Source organism: Paralcaligenes ureilyticus, from assembly GCF_004346225.1.
Taxonomy (GTDB): domain Bacteria; phylum Pseudomonadota; class Gammaproteobacteria; order Burkholderiales; family Burkholderiaceae_B; genus Paralcaligenes; species Paralcaligenes ureilyticus.
The window spans coordinates 162,225-178,254 of the sequence record NZ_SMAJ01000005.1; the positions used below are offsets into that span (position 1 = coordinate 162,225).

Annotated in this window: 15 protein-coding genes; 7 read left to right on the forward strand and 8 right to left on the reverse strand. The window is 59.0% G+C overall.

Going from position 1 to position 16,030, the window contains the following annotated elements:
* Positions 1–57: 57 nt before the first annotated feature.
* Positions 58–270, forward strand: coding sequence for a hypothetical protein (locus EDC26_RS09080; RefSeq protein ID WP_132581719.1), 213 nt, complete (start codon positions 58–60; stop codon positions 268–270).
* A gap of 154 nt (positions 271–424) precedes the next feature.
* Here the strand turns inward: EDC26_RS09080 and EDC26_RS09085 are convergent, their stop codons facing one another.
* Positions 425–1,072 (reverse strand): FMN-dependent NADH-azoreductase, encoded by a 648-nt coding sequence (locus EDC26_RS09085; RefSeq protein ID WP_132581721.1) that lies wholly within the window; start codon positions 1,070–1,072, stop codon positions 425–427.
* Between the two features lie 126 nt (positions 1,073–1,198).
* On the opposite strand from EDC26_RS09085, the gene EDC26_RS09090 reads away from it, so the two are divergent.
* Positions 1,199–2,104 (forward strand): LysR family transcriptional regulator, encoded by a 906-nt coding sequence (locus EDC26_RS09090; RefSeq protein WP_165930970.1) that lies wholly within the window; start codon positions 1,199–1,201, stop codon positions 2,102–2,104.
* 166 nt (positions 2,105–2,270) lie between these two features.
* Here EDC26_RS09090 and EDC26_RS09095 read toward each other — a convergent pair whose 3' ends face one another.
* On the reverse strand, positions 2,271–5,441 hold the full coding sequence (locus tag EDC26_RS09095) for an efflux RND transporter permease subunit (RefSeq protein WP_132581723.1): 3,171 nt from the start codon (positions 5,439–5,441) through the stop codon (positions 2,271–2,273).
* Positions 5,438–6,616, reverse strand: coding sequence for an efflux RND transporter periplasmic adaptor subunit (locus EDC26_RS09100; protein ID WP_132581725.1), 1,179 nt, complete (start codon positions 6,614–6,616; stop codon positions 5,438–5,440). Before EDC26_RS09100 ends, EDC26_RS09095 begins: the two co-directional genes overlap by 4 nt.
* Before the next feature lie 205 nt (positions 6,617–6,821).
* On the opposite strand from EDC26_RS09100, the gene EDC26_RS09105 reads away from it, so the two are divergent.
* On the forward strand, positions 6,822–7,373 hold the full coding sequence (locus EDC26_RS09105) for a sterol desaturase family protein (RefSeq protein ID WP_132581727.1): 552 nt from the start codon (positions 6,822–6,824) through the stop codon (positions 7,371–7,373).
* Here EDC26_RS09105 and EDC26_RS09110 read toward each other — a convergent pair.
* On the reverse strand, positions 7,313–8,347 hold the full coding sequence (locus tag EDC26_RS09110) for an aldo/keto reductase (RefSeq protein WP_132581729.1): 1,035 nt from the start codon (positions 8,345–8,347) through the stop codon (positions 7,313–7,315). The two genes, EDC26_RS09105 and EDC26_RS09110, sit on opposite strands and share 61 nt — an antisense overlap.
* Before the next feature lie 581 nt (positions 8,348–8,928).
* On the opposite strand from EDC26_RS09110, the gene EDC26_RS09115 reads away from it, so the two are divergent.
* Positions 8,929–9,204 (forward strand): hypothetical protein, encoded by a 276-nt coding sequence (locus tag EDC26_RS09115; RefSeq protein ID WP_132581731.1) that lies wholly within the window; start codon positions 8,929–8,931, stop codon positions 9,202–9,204.
* Between the two features lie 11 nt (positions 9,205–9,215).
* Here the strand turns inward: EDC26_RS09115 and EDC26_RS09120 are convergent, their stop codons facing one another.
* Entirely contained in the window at positions 9,216–9,860 is a 645-nt protein-coding gene (locus EDC26_RS09120) for a TetR/AcrR family transcriptional regulator (RefSeq protein WP_132581733.1), read from the reverse strand.
* Between the two features lie 140 nt (positions 9,861–10,000).
* Here EDC26_RS09120 and EDC26_RS09125 point away from each other — a divergent pair, with 140 nt between their 5' ends.
* Complete coding sequence (locus EDC26_RS09125; protein WP_132581735.1) at positions 10,001–10,444, forward strand: VOC family protein; 444 nt, start codon at positions 10,001–10,003, stop codon at positions 10,442–10,444.
* Here EDC26_RS09125 and EDC26_RS09130 read toward each other — a convergent pair.
* The 3 genes from EDC26_RS09130 to EDC26_RS09140 all read right to left on the reverse strand — a co-directional run bounded on the left by EDC26_RS09130 (position 10,441) and on the right by EDC26_RS09140 (position 12,737).
* On the reverse strand, positions 10,441–10,989 hold the full coding sequence (locus EDC26_RS09130; RefSeq protein WP_132581737.1) for a hemerythrin domain-containing protein: 549 nt from the start codon (positions 10,987–10,989) through the stop codon (positions 10,441–10,443). The genes EDC26_RS09125 and EDC26_RS09130 overlap by 4 nt on opposite strands.
* A gap of 136 nt (positions 10,990–11,125) precedes the next feature.
* Complete coding sequence (locus tag EDC26_RS09135) at positions 11,126–11,677, reverse strand: NADPH-dependent FMN reductase (RefSeq protein ID WP_132581739.1); 552 nt, start codon at positions 11,675–11,677, stop codon at positions 11,126–11,128.
* A 178-nt stretch (positions 11,678–11,855) separates the two neighbouring features.
* Entirely contained in the window at positions 11,856–12,737 is an 882-nt protein-coding gene (locus tag EDC26_RS09140) for a LysR family transcriptional regulator (RefSeq protein WP_132581741.1), read from the reverse strand.
* Positions 12,738–12,841: 104 nt separating this feature from the next.
* On the opposite strand from EDC26_RS09140, the gene EDC26_RS09145 reads away from it, so the two are divergent.
* Both EDC26_RS09145 and EDC26_RS09150 read left to right on the forward strand, forming a co-directional pair.
* Positions 12,842–14,470, forward strand: coding sequence for a gamma-glutamyltransferase family protein (locus tag EDC26_RS09145; RefSeq protein WP_132581743.1), 1,629 nt, complete (start codon positions 12,842–12,844; stop codon positions 14,468–14,470).
* A gap of 24 nt (positions 14,471–14,494) precedes the next feature.
* The gene (locus EDC26_RS09150; RefSeq protein WP_132581745.1) at positions 14,495–16,012 is read left to right on the forward strand and encodes an ABC transporter substrate-binding protein; all 1,518 of its coding nucleotides are present in this window, start codon (positions 14,495–14,497) and stop codon (positions 16,010–16,012) included.
* The last annotated feature ends 18 nt before the right edge of the window (positions 16,013–16,030 follow it).

The window sequence follows — 16,030 nt, forward strand, 5'->3', positions numbered from 1 at the left end:
AGGTATCAGGCCGGCAGGGTGTGCCTTTTTCGATAAAACAAGGGCTCTTTCAATCTTATGAATACATGGTATATCTTGCCCAACGGCCACATCAAGCACGTCGACGGCCTTGAAATCCAGCCGGAAAAAGACTGGTTCCCAACCGATGAAAGCCTGGCAGCCTTTGGCGCAGCCCAGCGCGCGGCCGGCAGCACCGAGGTGCAGATTGTTCAGACCATGATGCGCCTTGCATTGGAGTGCGAGCGCTGGGCGGCGGACAATCTGACCTGACGGGGTGTTGGCGGCCGATCTGACAGGTTGTTGCCACCCTGTAGCGACAGGCCTTGTGCCTGTCATCGATGCAAAACGCCGCCTGGATTGCCGGCGGCGATGGCAGCCACAAGGGCTGCCGCTACAAAAACAGAATGGCGGCACCCATTACCGATCAGGCCGCAATCAGGGCATCGCTTTCGCGCATGGCCGTATCCAGATTCCTGATTTCTTCCTGCGCCGCGGCGATGGCGCGAGCGCGGATATCGACCCCCATATTAAGACCCTCGGCGCGTACGAAACGCACGTCGGTAATGCCGAAGAAGCCGAATATGATCTGCAGATAGCTTTCCTGATGCTCCATGGCGCGGCTGGCCTCGCTCGTGGAATAGATCCCGCCGCGGCTGGAGGCCACGATCACCGTTTTGCCGGTGGCCAGCCCTACGGGCCCGCTTTCGGTGTATTTGAAGGTGCGGCCGACCTGGGCGATGCGGTCTATCCAGGCTTTGAGTTGGCTGGGTATGGAAAAGTTGTACAGCGGCGCGCCCACGACGACTACATCGGCGGCCAGAAACTGTGCGACCAGCGCTTCGGAAAGAATGTTTTCGCGCTTTTGCACTTCGCTCAACTCGGTGGCGGTGGGCGGCAGCCTGAAGCTCATGGATTCTGCCGACAGATGGCTGGGAGCAGCCGAGGCCAAGTCCAGATAATCGATTTCGATATCGGGATGGCTGGCACTCCATAGTTCGACAATGTGTTCGGTTAATTGGCGCGAGACAGAGTTGGCGCCGTTTACGCTTGAATCGATATGTAGCAGTTTCATGATTTTTCCGTATCTGGGAAGCCGAGTGTCCGGCGATGGAATACATTATGGATAAGTATCGATTCACTGATAAGATAGCGAAATTACAATAGATTGTTCTATTTATTGATCTAATTGGAGCCGAGCATGCAAGATCTGAATGACATGCGGTATTTTGCCGAGGTGGTGACTCGTGGCGGGTTTGCGGCGGCAGGGCGGTCGCTGGGGCTGCCGAAATCGCGTTTGTCGCGTCGCGTGGCCAAGCTCGAGACGGATCTGGGCGTGCGTCTTTTGCAGCGGACTACGCGCAAGTTGTCGCTAACGGCGGTGGGCGAAATATATCTGCGTCATTGTGTCGCCGTATGCGAAGAAGCCGATTCAGCGGTGGCCATCATTGCGCAGACGCGGAGCGAGCCGCGCGGGATTGTCCGGTTAAGTTGCCCGGTAACCTTGGCGCAGTCCTGGGTCGGCCAGGTTTTACCGGAATTCATGGCGCGCCATCCTCAGGTGCAGGTAATTATGGAGGTCAGTAATCGGGTAGTCGATCTGGTTGATGAAGGCGTGGACATTGCCTTGCGAGTGCGCGCAACCCTTGAGGACAGCGGAAGTCTGGTCGTCAAGCACCTCGGGGTGTCGCAAGCCGTGATCGTCATCAGCCCGGTGCAATTGCAGCGTCAGGGGCATCCTCTGACGCCGGAGGATCTGGGCCGGTTCGATACGGTCGCCATGTCGGCGGCCGACGGCCGGTCGGTATGGCGAATGCTTGCGCCCGATGGGAAGGAACGGGTCTTCCGGCACCAGCCGCGTTATGTGGCCGACGATTTGCTGAGCCTGAAATATGCCATCCTGGCCGGAACCGGCGTGGGCGTACTGCCCAGCTACATGTGTCGCGAAGAACTGGCCGACGGGCGCCTGGTGACGGTGCTGTCGGGCTGGAGCTTGCCGCCCGGCATCTTGCATGCTGCTTTTGCATCCCGCCGCGGCCTGGTGCCGGCCGTCAGGCTGTTGCTGGATTTTCTGGGCGAGCGGGCGATATGCACCTCTGATATATAGGCGGGGTGCTACAAAAACGGGGTGCTACAAAAATATATAGGCAAGGTGCAACAAAAAAATGGCAGCCACAAGGGCTGCCGCTACATGATTCACGGGTACGTATTTGTAGCGGCACCCCTTGTGGGTGCCATCGTCCCATTCGCGCTCGCCCTACTCGCGCTTTCCTTTATTCATTCCGCAGGGCGCGCCGGGCCAGACGCGCCTTTCTGGCTTTATACGCGCGGCGGGCCTGCTTGCGGCGCATATACCAATAGTGGGCGCGGTCCAGGTAAAGGTAGATGACCGGCGTGGTGAAGAGCGTCAAGGCTTGCGATAGGATCAGGCCGCCCACCATGGCAAAGCCCAGCGGCTGGCGCAGTTCCGATCCGGCGCCGTGGCCCAGCATCAGGGGCAGGCCGCTTAGCAGCGCGCACATGGTGGTCATCATGATGGGGCGAAAACGCAAAAGGCAGGCCTGATAGATGGCGTCTCGCGGCGACATCCCGTGCTCGCGTTCGGCGGTAAGCGCAAAGTCGATCATCATGATGCCGTTTTTCTTGACGATACCGATCAGCAAAATAATCCCGATGAGGGCAATAACGCTCAGATCGTAGCCATTGGCCATCAGTATCAGCAATGCGCCCACGCCGGCCGAGGGCAGGGTCGACAGAATCGTCAGCGGGTGGATGTAGCTTTCATACAGCAGCCCCAGCACGATGTAAACGGCGACCAGCGCGGCGGCGATCAGATAGGGTTGGCTGGCCAGCGAATCGCCAAAGGCCTTGGCCGTTCCCTGGAATGCTCCAATCAGCGACTGCGGCACGTTCATCGTGGACTGGGCCTTCTCGATCGCCGTGACGGCTTGTCCAAGCGCCACGCCCGGGGCCAGATTGAATGACAGGGTGACCGCGGGAAACTGGCTTTGATGGCTGATCGACAGGTAGCCTGTCTTGTTGGTGTCCACCGTAACGAAACTCGACAGCGGCACTTGCTGCTTGGTAATGGGCGAGGTCACGTAAAGCTTGCTGAAAAGATTGGGGTCTTCCTGCAGGCGCGGAGTGACTTCCAGCACGACGTGGTAGCTGTTGATCTGCGTGAAGTATTGCGCCACCTGGCGCTGGCCTATGGCGTCGTAGATGGTTGCGTCGATCAGGGCCGGCGTGATGCCAAAGCTCGCCGCCCGGGCCCGGTCTATGGTGATGGTTGCCGTGCTGGCCGCGTTTTGCTGGTCGGAGGCTACATCGGTCAGCTCCGGCAGTTGCCGAAAGCGCGCGAGCAGCCTGGGCGCCCAGATATTGAGCTCATCCAGATTGGCGTCGGTCAACGTGTACTGGTATTGGGTGCGCGACAGCCGGCCGCCCACATTGATGTCTTGTCCGGCCTGCATGAAGAGCCGGATGCCCTCGATATCGGCAAGTTTCGGCCTTAAGCGCGCAATGACCTGGTCGGCGCTGATGGTGCGGCCCTGGTCCTTGGGCTTGAGGTTGATGAAGAATCGGCCGGTGTTGAAGGTAGGCTGGTTGCTGCTCATGCCAAACCCGCTAACGTCCGGGTCTTCGCGTATGACGTCGGCCAGCGCCATCATGCGCGTGTTCATGGCCGAGAATGATGAGTCCTGCGAGGTTTCGGCAAAGCCGAAGACGAAGCCGGTGTCCTGCTGGGGGAAGAAGCCCTTTGGAATGACGATGAACAGTACCGCTGTGGCCGCGACGGTGGCAATAAAGCTGCACAGCGTAATGAACTGATGGCGCAAGACCAGGTTCAGTCCGCGCCGGTAGCCGTTATGCAGGAGGTCAAAGCCGCGCTCGAACGTGCGATAGATGCGGCCATGCGATTCGCGATTGCTGTTTTTGAGAAAGCGTGAGCAGAGCATGGGGGTCAGCGTGAGCGACACCACGACCGAGACCACGATGGTGAGCGTCACCGTAATTGCGAATTCGCGAAACAGCCGGCCGACAATGCCGCCCATCAGCAACAGGGGTATGAATACGGCAATCAGTGAAATTGAAATCGAAACAATGGTAAAGCCGATTTCGGCCGACCCCTTGTAGGCTGCCTCCATCGGCGGCATGCCCTCTTCGATGTGGCGATATATGTTTTCCAGCATCACGATGGCGTCGTCCACAACGAAGCCCACGGCAATGGTCAGCGCCATCAACGACAGATTGTCCAGGCTAAATCCCACCAGATACATGATGGCGGCCGTGCCCAATAGCGCCAGCGGCACGGTGGCGCTGGGTATCAGGGTGGCCGGGACGCTGCGCAGGAAAACGAAAATCGTGCCGACCACCAGACAAATCGACAGCAGCAGGGTCAGTTCGACTTCGTGCAGCGAAGCGCGTATGTTTTGCGTGCGGTCGGTCATGGTGCTGACATGGACCGTGGGCGGAATGGAGGCCAGCAGGTGTGGCATCGCCGCCTTGATGCGCTCCACGGTTTCCACGACGTTCGCGCCGGGCTGCTTGGTGATGCCCACGATCAGCGATGGGCCGCTGATGGCTGAGTCGCCCGGAGTCGCGGCCTTTCCGGGAAAGGCCCAGGCTGCCTGCTTGACATCTTCGGCTCCGGGCACCGCAATGCCCACGTCCTTGATTCGTATCGGCGTGCCATTGCGATAGGCCAGCACGACGTCATTCCAGGGCTGGGCATCGAGCAGCTGGTCGTTGGTGTAGACGGTAAAGCTTTGCTTGGGGCCATCTATCGTGCCTTTGGGCTGGTTGACCGTGGTGTTGGCAATGACGCCGCGTATGTCTTCCAGGCTCAGGCCCAGGGCCGCCAGTTTGACGGGGTCTACCTGTATGCGTATGGCCGGTTTCTTCTGGCCAAAAATGTTGACTAGCCCGACACCTTCGATTTGCGAGAGTTGCTGCGCCAGTATGTTGTCGGCGTAATCATTGACTTGCGTCAGCGGCAGCACGTCGGACTGGACCGACAGGAGCATGATGGAGAAGTCGGCCGGATTGATCTTGCGAAAGGTGGGCGGGCTGGGCATATTGGCCGGTAGCTGCCCGGTGGCCGCATTGATGGCCGACTGTACGTCCAGCGACGCAGAGTCGATATTGCGCGCCAGATCGAATTGCAGCGTGATTTGCGTCGAGCCCAGCGCGCTGACCGAGGTCATTTGTGTCAGGCCCGCTATTTGGGAGAACTGTCGCTCCAGCGGCTGGGCCACGCTCGAGGCCATCGTCTCGGGGTCGCCGCCCGGCAGCTTGCCGGTGACCTGGATAGTGGGGAAGTCCACCTGCGGCAGGGGGGCGACCGGGAGGAGCGGCCATACCGCCGCCCCGACCAGAAAGAGCGCCAGCGCCAGCAGCGACGTGCCAATCGGCCGCTTGATGAATGTGGCGGAGATGCTCAATTGGTGTCGTCCTGGGTCGTGCTGGCTGCCTTTTGCGGACTTGATTCAGTGACTTTGACTCCCGTCTTGAGTTTGTACTGGCCGTCTGTCACGATCCTTTGCCCGGCTTGCAACCCTTTGTCGACAATGGCCAGGCCGTCCTGGATTCCAAGCACATGAATGGCTTGAACCCGCGCCGTGTCGTTCGCGTCGACGACGAAGGTGAAGTTGCCCTCGGGCCCGCGCAAGACGGCCTGCGAGGGGATGGTCAACGCGCTTTTGCGCACGCCCAGGTAAAGCCGGGCATTGACGTACTGGCCGGGCCACAGCTTGTGGTCCGAGTTTGGAAAATCGGCCTTCAACTGCACGGTGCCGGTGCTGGTGTCGATCTGGTTGTTCAGCAGGATCAGGTGGCCTTGCCCCAGCGCTTCGGGGTTGTTGCGGGCATAAGCCGTTACGGCCAGAGGAGTTTTGCTGTTATGCAGGGCTTGGTTGATATCCTGGAACGATTCTTCAGGCAGGGTGAATACGACGGAGATGGGATCGATCTGATTAATGACCACCAGGCCGTTGGGGTCCGTCGCGTGTACGATATTGCCCGGATCGACCAGCCTGGCACCCACGCGCCCGCTGATCGGAGCGGTAATGCGGGTAAAGCTAAATTGGGTTTTGGCGTAGTTGACTTGCGCCTCGTCGGCCTGTAGGGCGGCCTCCAGCTGGGCTACTTGAGCTCGCTGAGTGTCCAGGAGTTGCCGGGGCGAGGCGTTTTGTTTGGCCAGGTCCGTATAACGGCGCAGGTCCAGCCGGGCGTTGGCCAGTTGCGCCGCGTCTTTTGCCTTCTGAGCCAGCGCCTGATCCAGCTGGGCCTGCAGCGTGCGCGGATCGATCTGGGCAATCAATTGTCCCTGGGTGACGTCCTGCCCCTCCTTGAAGCCGATGGCCTCCAGCTGGCCATCTACGCGTGCCCTGACCGTGACACTTTCGCGTGCGGTGACGGTGCCGATGCCGGTAAGATAGATAGGGACGTCGTGTTGCTGTACCCGGGTCGTTGTGGCCACGACCGACGTTGTCTGCGCAGGTGGCGGCGCGGCATCGGTTTTGTGGTGGGTTATCAGCCAGATCGCGCCGCCCAGGACAGCCAGCACGGGTATGCCGATCAGCAGCATCGAGCGCCGCGTCGAAGACAGGGTGGTCATGGTTTGGGCTTAATTTCCTTCAGTGCGGGCTGCAGGCATACGGGTAGACATGTTCGCCCTGGCAGAGTTCAATTGCCTGGTCAGACGCGATTATGACATTTTAATTCCGGAAGGTTTTGATTGTTGCAAACTCCGTTTATTGGTTGATGCAAACTCCGGTATCATGACGATTAGCCTGACCATATGGTGCAAACCGAGGATACCGATGAAATTTTTTGCACTTGAGCACAGCCCGGTCGCGTATGCCGCTGATTTTGTTGTGTACCCGGCGACTATTCTCGCAGGTTTTTTTGCGGTGTTGTTTTATACGCCGATTGGGCGCTGGCCGGTGTTGGCGCTGGCCTTGGTGCTGGGGCTGGCGGTATGGAGCCTGATCGAATATGTCTTGCACCGCCATATTCTGCACGGTCTGCAGCCTTTCAAACGCTGGCACGACGAACATCACAAACGGCCTTTTGCGTTGATAGGCACCTCTACCGTGGGCAGCCTGTTATTGATTGCGGCGCTGGTGTTTGCGCCGCTTTTCTTGTTGATTGATGTGTGGCTGGCGCTCGCCGCGACCTTGGGCGTAATGTGCGGGTACTTGTTTTATGACGTCATGCATCACGCCTCCCACCATTGGCGGGCCAAGGGCGGCTGGTTCCAGTCGCGCAAGCGGGCCCACGCATTGCACCACCAGCCGGGCGCCAATGTTTATTATGGGGTGACCACGTCTTTCTGGGACTGGGTTTTTGCGACTCGTCCGAAGAACGGATAGCCGGGATCGTTGTAGCCCGGGCTTGAAGGGTGCCCGGGGCTGACGAGGCTATCGACCAGGGCTTCTTCCTGGGCGGAGATCTTGATATCGATGGCAGGGTAATAGTCTTCCATTTGAGCCAGGGTGCGTGGCCCGGCGATCACGGCGCTGACCAGTGCGTTGGCCAGAACCCATGCCGTGGCGAAGTGTCCGGGCTTGATATCGCGTGCTTCGCAATGCCGCTGCAGTGTTTGCGCAATCAACAGCGATTCTTCACGGAATTCGGTCTCCATCATGCGTTTGTCGCCGCGCGCCGCGCGGGTGCTGTCGGCGGGGCTTTGTCCGGGCAGGTATTTGCCTGTTAGAACCCCGCGGGCAATGGGGCTGTATGACGCCACGCCCAGTCCGTAATGCGCGCAGGCGGGCAGGATTTCCACTTCGGGGCCGCGATTGAGCAGGTTGTAGTAAGGCTGGCATACGATGGGGGCGGGGACGTTGGTTTTTTCGCATAAACGAATGATTTCGGCAATGCGCCAGCCGCGGAAGTTGGAAACGCCGAAGGCGCGGATTTTGCCTTCGCGGATCAGGTCGCCCAGGGTTCGTACGGCTTCTTCCAGGTTTTCTCCATGAAAGTCGCGGTGCAGGTACAGGATGTCGACGTAATCGGTCGCCAGGCGCCGCAGGCTGTTGTCGACTTCGCGCATCATCCAGCTGCGTGAGTAGTGCGATTGGTTGGGTTGCGCGCTCATGGCGTTGCCCAGCTTGGTCGCCAGTACCCAGTCATGGCGATTGGCGTGTAGCAGCTTGCCCACCATTTGTTCGGATTCGCCTTTGGTGTATACGTCGGCGGTGTCGATGAAGTTGATTCCGTGTTCGTGGGCCGAGGCGACGATGCTCCGCGCTTCGTCCAGTTCGGTTTGGTCGCCGAACATCATGGTGCCCAGACATAGGGCCGACACTTTGAGATTGCTTTTGCCTAAACGTCGATATTGCATGATTGATCTATCCGGTTCTGATGACAAGAAGCAAAAATAGCACAAAACCCGTAGCGCCACCCCTTGTGGGTGGCATTCATCCTTTCGCATTAATGTTATCTTGCTTGGAACCTTCTTCTAGCCCCGCATCGGGGCCAGTCAAGGTGGATCGGGCTCGGACGGGCACGGTTCTGGCTGCGCCAGAACTTCCCGCGCGCAGGACCGGCTTCGGGGCGGCGTGCGAACTCGCGAGGCGAATAGCCCCCCAGGCTATTCGCAAGCGTCCCGCTCAAACAGCGCACGCCTTGAATCCCCGAAGCCGGCCCTGCGCGCGGCGCGCCCGAATCGCCCGCCCCACCTTGACTGGCCCCGACGCTCGTGTGGTGGGTGTTTGGGGGATCGTTGGTGGGTCTAATTGACGTGGCCGTCGCATGTAGCGGCACCTCTTGTGGGTGCCAAATCGTTGATAATCGTTGCGGTATTTTCAGATCACCGATGGCAGCCACAAGGGCTGCCGCTACAAGCCCTTGCAACCGATTCACTACAGTTGTAACAAAGCCCGTGATTATCGAACCGCCGGGTACCGGCGATGTCCAAACGACATGAGACAAATTACGACCGGCGTGGCGAAACGCCTGATTTTTTCGCTCAGTGTGATGGCAGTTCTCGGCGGTTGCGCCGTCTATCCGGCTGGCTATTCGTCTTATAGCTACTCGGACGGCTATTATGCGGCGCCCGCTTATGTGGAACCCGCCCCTGTCTACGTGGAGCCGGCCCCCGCTTATATCGGTCCGCCGGTATCTTTGAACTTCGGCTTTGGCTGGTGGGGTGGTGGCCGTCGTCACCATGGCTGGGGTGGTCGCGGGTGGCGCCGCTAGCGCTTCGAACGTTATAACCCTTTTTCGACCATGTCCAGCAGGCGCTGACCGACAACGGCTGTCTGCGCGGGGGTCAGGTTGTGCAAGGGGCCTTCAATAATCAACATGGCCAGGCCGTGCACGGCTGACCAGGCCAGGTATTCGGCGTCCGCGCGGCGATTCGGGGCAAGCACGCCGGCTTTGACCAGCCTGTCAAGGGCCAAGCCTAGCAATTGATAGGGGTTGAGGCCCGTGGCGCCTGTTTTTGCGGGGTCGGTGTCCTGTTCCACCGGATCGGTGGCCGCAAATGCGGTACGAAACAGCCCTGTTTCGGTTTGGGCGAATCGCAAATAAGCGGTGCCCACGGCTCGCACGCTGGCGCGGGCGAATTCAACAGGATTTTTCCCCTGATGCAGCCCCGCCAATTCCGTTTCCATCGCCACTGCCAGTTCGGAAAGAGCGGCTGCGCGTACGGCTTGGAGCAATTCATGCCGGCTGGCGAAATGCCGGTAGGCGGCATTGGGCACTACGCCTGCGCGACGGGTGGCCTCGCGCAGCACGATCGCGTCGGGGCCGCCCGCACGCGCCAGGTCGATTCCCGCTTCCAGGAGTGCGTGGCGCAGGTCTCCATGGCGATAAGTGCTGCGCGCCGGCGGCCGGCTTACATTGGCTTTCATTATTCCTCCAAAAGATGTAGACACTGTACATTATCTTTGCTACTATTTTGTGTACGGTGTACACAAAAGTGCAACACTGTGTCTGAATAAACCTGCCGACATCCTCGCCTTTCATATTCCAAGTCTTGAAGGAGATTGCCATGCAAGTCACACCCTACCTGTTTTTCGATGGCCGCTGTGAAGAGGCGGCCAATTTTTATCGCAGTACGCTGGGCGCCGAGGTGGTGATGCTTATGCGTATGAAAGATGGCCCCGAACCCTCTGAAGAATGCAAGGCGCAGATGCCTGCGGGTTCCGAGAACAAGATCATGCACATGACCATGCGCATCGGCGAGAGCACGGTGCATGCTTCCGATGGCCGGTGCCAAGGCAAGCCTGACTTCAAGGGATTTTCACTATCGCTCAATGCGAGTAGCGATGCCGAGGCCGAACGCCTGTTTGCGGCATTGTCCAAAGGCGGGCAGGTGCAGATGCCCATGGACAAGACGTTCTATGCCTCGCGCTTTGGCATGGTCGCCGACCAATTTGGCGTGTCGTGGATGGTTATTGTGCCGCTTGAAAAGCCGATTGTTCCGGCGGCCTAAACTTCGCCTATGCCTCGTCGCTCGCGCATGGCGCGACCGATGGCGGCCAGCTCATCGTCGCCAAGCAAACGGGCCGCCATCGGCAACAACTCGTCTTCTTCAAGCTTGAGGTGGCGCTCGTACAGGCCGGTAAATGCGTCGATGTCATCGGTGGGCAGATTAGTGGGCTGGCCCGCCGCGATGTGTTCCAGCACCTGGCGCAGACGCCGCCAGCGCGCTTCCAGTGCGCGGTGGTCATCCGCCAGGCCTTGCGTCATTTCTCGTATGCAGACTGCGTCCGAGCCGGCCATGGATTCGATCAGGGCGGGGAACAGGTTTTCTTCCTCATCGGCGTGGTGCTGCAGTGCCGCCGTGTCGAAATAGCGCATTACGTTCGCGGCGGCTGTGCTGGCCTGTGCATCCGCGCCATGCTGGGCCACGTGCAGCGCCAGGCGCTTTAAAGTGGCGCATTGGCGCTCGATCCGGATGTGGCAGGCTGCCAGCATTTCCAGTGGCGCCTCTGTGCTGGCGGCGGGGCCGGAGAAACCCGGAAAACTTTCGTTCATGGCTTTCACTTAGTGATTCGGTGGGTTTTATGGCAGCCACAAGGGCTGCCACTACACCTGCTACGGGTACGCTCTTGTAGCGGCTTCTTTTGTGTGTAGCGGCACCCCTTGTGGGTGCCGCAAACCCGCGACTGCTTCAGGCCAGGTGTTTTTTCACCCAGTCTACATACTGATCCATCCAGTTTTGCAGGAACTTGTGGCTGTCTGCGCTTATGCTGCCGTTCGCGTCGAACAGGCCTTCTTTGTGTTGAAGAAATACTTCGGGCTGGCCGAGTGCCGGTACGTTCAAGTAGGCCAGCACGTTGCGCAAATGTTGTTGAGCCAGCGCCGTGCCTATGGCGCCCACCGATATGCCCAGTACGCCGGCGGGTTTGCCGGCCCAGGCGTTCTGGCCATAGGGGCGCGAGGCGTGGTCGATGGCGTTTTTAAGCACGCCGGGCATTGAACGGTTGTATTCGGGCGTAACAAAAAGCAGGCCTTGCGAGGCGGCGATTTCGGCTTTCAGGCGTTTGACGGGCGCGGCCTGGTTGGCGTCGTCGTCCTGGTTGTACAGCGGCAAGTCGCCGATCTGTACCTGTTTGAACGAAAAATCGGACGGCGCCAGTTTGGCCAAAGCGCCAGCCAGCTTGCGGTTGAATGAATCTTTGCGCAGGCTGCCGACGACAACTGCAATTTGAATTTGACTCATGGTGAGTTCCCGAGAAAAGAGTGAGGGTAAATATAGAGCATCCAGCTGACTTGCTGCAACTATACTCGGCTATCTGGTTTTCGATTGGCAAAATGGCAGCCACAAGGGCTGCCGCTACGTGAGTAGTGGGTACGTTTTTGTAGCGGCACCCCTTGTGGGTGCCACCCAAACCGCCTCCCTATTGCGCAGCCATGGCCGAATAGCGGCTGAAAATGGCTTTGGTGACGTCCTGCTGACGGTGGTCGCGGCGCTCCAGCATGCCGACGTCGCGCGTGACAGGGCCCAGCTCATCGGGCAGGGGCAAGGTTCGCAGGTCTTTGACGTCTGCCCACTTGACGGTATGCAGCAGCGGCAGAACGGTGACCCCCACGCCGTGCCTGACCAGGTCCAGCACTTGTTCGATGGCGTTCAATTCAAGGAAATCATCAGGCGCAACACCCATTTTTTTTAATACGCGGTCGATCTGTGCCCCCGTGTGCTGGGACCGGTCAAAGCGCAGGAAGGGATGGTTTTTAAGGATGTTCCTGGGGTTATCACCCGGCACGGACGGTGGCGTAATGACGCGTAGCGGTTCCTGATACAGCATCCTCCATCGGGTGCCGGCCATTTTCTTCGCCGTGCCTACGACCAGCGCCGCGTCAATGTCGCCGTTGTCGACCTTGTGGCTGAGTTCGCTGGATTTGCCCGAGACCAGCCGGATTTCCAATCCTCGGTGTTCGCTTTTCAGGCGTGACACGACGATCGCCAAGACGCTCATGCACGATACGATGGCACCCACGGTGAGGCTTCCGACGAACTCCCCGGGGGCCGGTTTGGGCCTGCGTATTCGTTCGTAGTGTTCAAGTAGTTGTTCGATCTCGGGCAGCAATTCTTGCCCTGCGGCATTAAGCGCGGCCAGGCGGCCGGTACGGTCGAACAGCGCTCGTCCGAATTCGTCTTCAAGCGCCCGCATTTGCAGGCTGACGGCCGCCTGGGTCAGGCCGACATGATCCGCCGCATCGGAAAAAGAGCCGTGATGGGCGACGGCTACAAAGGTGCGCATGAAGCGAAGCAAGCTCATAAGAAAATATTGTGAATGAAATATTAAAAATAAATTGATTTAATGATTGCGTGATAGTAGCTTATAAGCCCTCCATACATATATATCCTCTATATCTGCCTGCCATGAAGAATTTCAATTGGTCCAATCCCTATCCCACCAGCCGCATTCCCTTGTTTGCCCGTAACGTGGTGTCGACCTCTCATCCGCTGGGTGCTCAGGCGGGGTTGCGCATGTTGCTGAAAGGGGGCAACGCTGTCGATGCCGCCATCGCGGCGGGTGCGATGATGGTGCTGGTGGAGCCGGTGTCCTGCGGACTGGGCGGCGATTGTTTTGCCATCGTGTGGGATGGCAAAAAATTGCATGGCTTGAATTCTTCCGGCGTGGCCCCGGCCGCGTGGAACGTCGAGTACTTCAAGCGCCGTCACGGGGTTGACGGCAATGGCCTGGCCAAGCAGCCCGTACGCGGATGGGACACGGTCACGGTGCCGGGGGTGGTGGCGGGCTGGGCCGCCTTGCACGAAAAATTTGGGCGTCTGCCGTTTGAAGACCTGTTCGAGCCGGCCATCGAGGTCGCCCGCCGCGGGTATGCCGTGCCGCCCATCGTGGCAGGCAAATGGGCCAAGGCCGTGCCCGAACTCAAGGGCCAGCCCGGTTACGCCCAGGCCTTCATGCCCAAGGGCAGGGCCCCTGAAATTGGGGAGATGTTCCGTCTTGCGGGAGCCGCCGAAACGCTCAAGCGTATTGCGCAAAGCCGCGGCCGCGATTTTTATGAAGGTGAGCTGGCTGAAAAGATTGCGGCCTTTAGCCGCGCGGGCGATGGTGCGATGACGCTCGACGACTTGCGCAATTATCGGCCCGAATGGGTCGAGCCCCTGTCAAAAAATTATCATGGCTACACGGTGCATGAAATTCCGCCCAACGGGCAGGGCATCGCGGCGCTGATGGCTTTGGGCATGCTTGAGCATTTCGATTTGCGCCAGATGCCGGTTGACTCGGTGCAGTCGCAGCACTTGCAGATCGAAGCCATGAAGCTGGCCTTCGCCGATTTGTATCAGTACGCGGCCGATCCGCGGGCGATGGATGTTTCACCCTCGCAGATGCTCGACGACAACTACCTGAAGAGCCGCGCTGCGCTCATCTCCCGGGATCGCGCGGGCGTCTATCAGGCGGGCCGCCCTCATGCAGGCGGGACAATCTACCTGTCGGCGGCCGATGAAAGCGGCATGATGATTTCCTTCATTCAATCGAACTACATGGGTTTTGGTTCCGGGGTGGTCGTGCCCGATACCGGGATCAGCCTGCAGAACCGGGGCGTGGGATTTTCGATGGATCCGCAGTCGCCCAATGTCGTGGCGGGAGGCAAGCGGCCCTTTCACACGATTATTCCGGGGTTCCTCACCAAGGACGGCAAGCCGGTCATGAGTTTTGGCGTCATGGGCGGCGACATACAGCCCCAGGGGCATGTGCAAACCCTGGTGCGGATGATCGATTACGATCAGCAGCCGCAGGCGGCATGCTGCGCGCCGCGCTGGAAGATCAATCGCGATTTTTCCCTCGATATCGAACCGAACATGGGTGCCGATACCGTTGCCGGCCTGAAATCGCTTGGACATAAGTTCCAGTCGGTCTACGATCCGTATATGGATTTCGGCGCCGGCCAGTTTATCTGGCGCCTGTCCGCAGACGATAATGAGCATGGGTATGTGGCAGCAAGCGATAGCCGGCGTGATGGCCAGGCCGTCGGGTTTTAATAAAATAAATTAGGAGACATAACGATGAAAAGAATCACCATGGCGCTGGGCGGAATTTTGCTGGGTGTAGCGGCTACGGCCAGCTTCGCCCAGACGTTGCGCATTGGTATGCAGGAAGACCCCGACACGCTGGATCCGGCGCGTTCGCGCACCTACGTGGCGCGCATGGTCTTTGCCTCTTTGTGCGATAAATTGGTCGACACCAATGCCAAGCTGGAATTCGTTCCCCGCCTGGCGACGTCATGGTCATGGAGCGCGGACAACAAGGTCTTGACGTTCAAATTGCGCGATGACGCGGTATTTCACGATGGCACACACTTTGACGCGGCTGCGGCCAAAGCCAATCTGGATCGGGATCGGACCATGCCCGAAAGCATGCGCAAAGGTGAATTGGCGTCCGTCGCACAGGTGGATGCGCCCAATCCTACCACTCTGGTGATTACGGTCAAACAGCCTGACGCCACACTGCTTGCGCAATTGTCCGATCGCGCGGGCATGATGCTGTCGCCCAAGAGTTTCGCGGGTGCCGATAGCGCCTCGACCGTTGGGCGCCACCCGGTTTGTTCGGGCCCGTACAAGTTTGTCGAGCGTGTGCAAAATGATCGCATCGTGCTTGAAAAATTCGACAAGTATTACGATGCCGGCGATTACCATTTTCAGAAGCTGGTGTTCATGCCCATTCCGGACACCACGGTGCGGTTGCAGAACCTGCGCTCGGGCAGCATCGATATCCTCGAACGCTTGAATCCAAGCGATGTGGCCCAGGTCAAGGCCGACCCCAATCTGGTTTTCAAGCCGGTAACGGGTCTGGGTTTTCAGCAGTTCATGTTCAATACCAACAATGGTCCCAAGTCCAAAACCAATCCATTCGCCAACAAGCTGGTGCGGCAAGCCTTCGAGCTGACTATTGACCGCGATGCCATCAATAAAGTCATAGGCGGCGGCATTTTCGTGCCGGCGCAGCAGCCCTTTCCGCTTGCCAGCCCTTATTACAGCGACAAGTTCCCCGTTACCAAGCCCGATATTGCCAAGGCCCGCGCACTGCTGAAGCAGGCCGGCATGACGACCGTGAAGGCCGAGCTCAGCTTCGGCAACAACACCATCGCCTCATCAACGGCTGAAATGGTTCAGGCCATGGCCGCCCAGGCCGGGTTCCAGATAAGCCTGCGTCCGACCGAATATGCAGCCATGCTGGCCGACGACCGCAAGGGCAATTTTCAGGTGGACATGCGTGGCTGGTCGGGCCGCGTAGACCCCGACGGCAATATTTATAATTTTGTGACCTGCGGGGGCTCCTTGAACGACGGCAAGTATTGCAATCCCGAGGTTGATAAACTGCTTAAGGAAGCCCGCACCGTGCCTGATACGGCCAAGCGCAAAGCCCTCTACGATAAGGCGCAGGCCATTTTGCAGGATGAGCTGCCCAGCATGTACACCTATTACCAGCCCTGGCCGTTCGTCGTGCGCAAAAAAGTGCAAGGCTTTGACCCGTTCCCCGACGGGATGATCCGCCTCAAAGGCGTTTCGTTTGCCAAAGGGTAAGTTGAGATAACGCCGGCG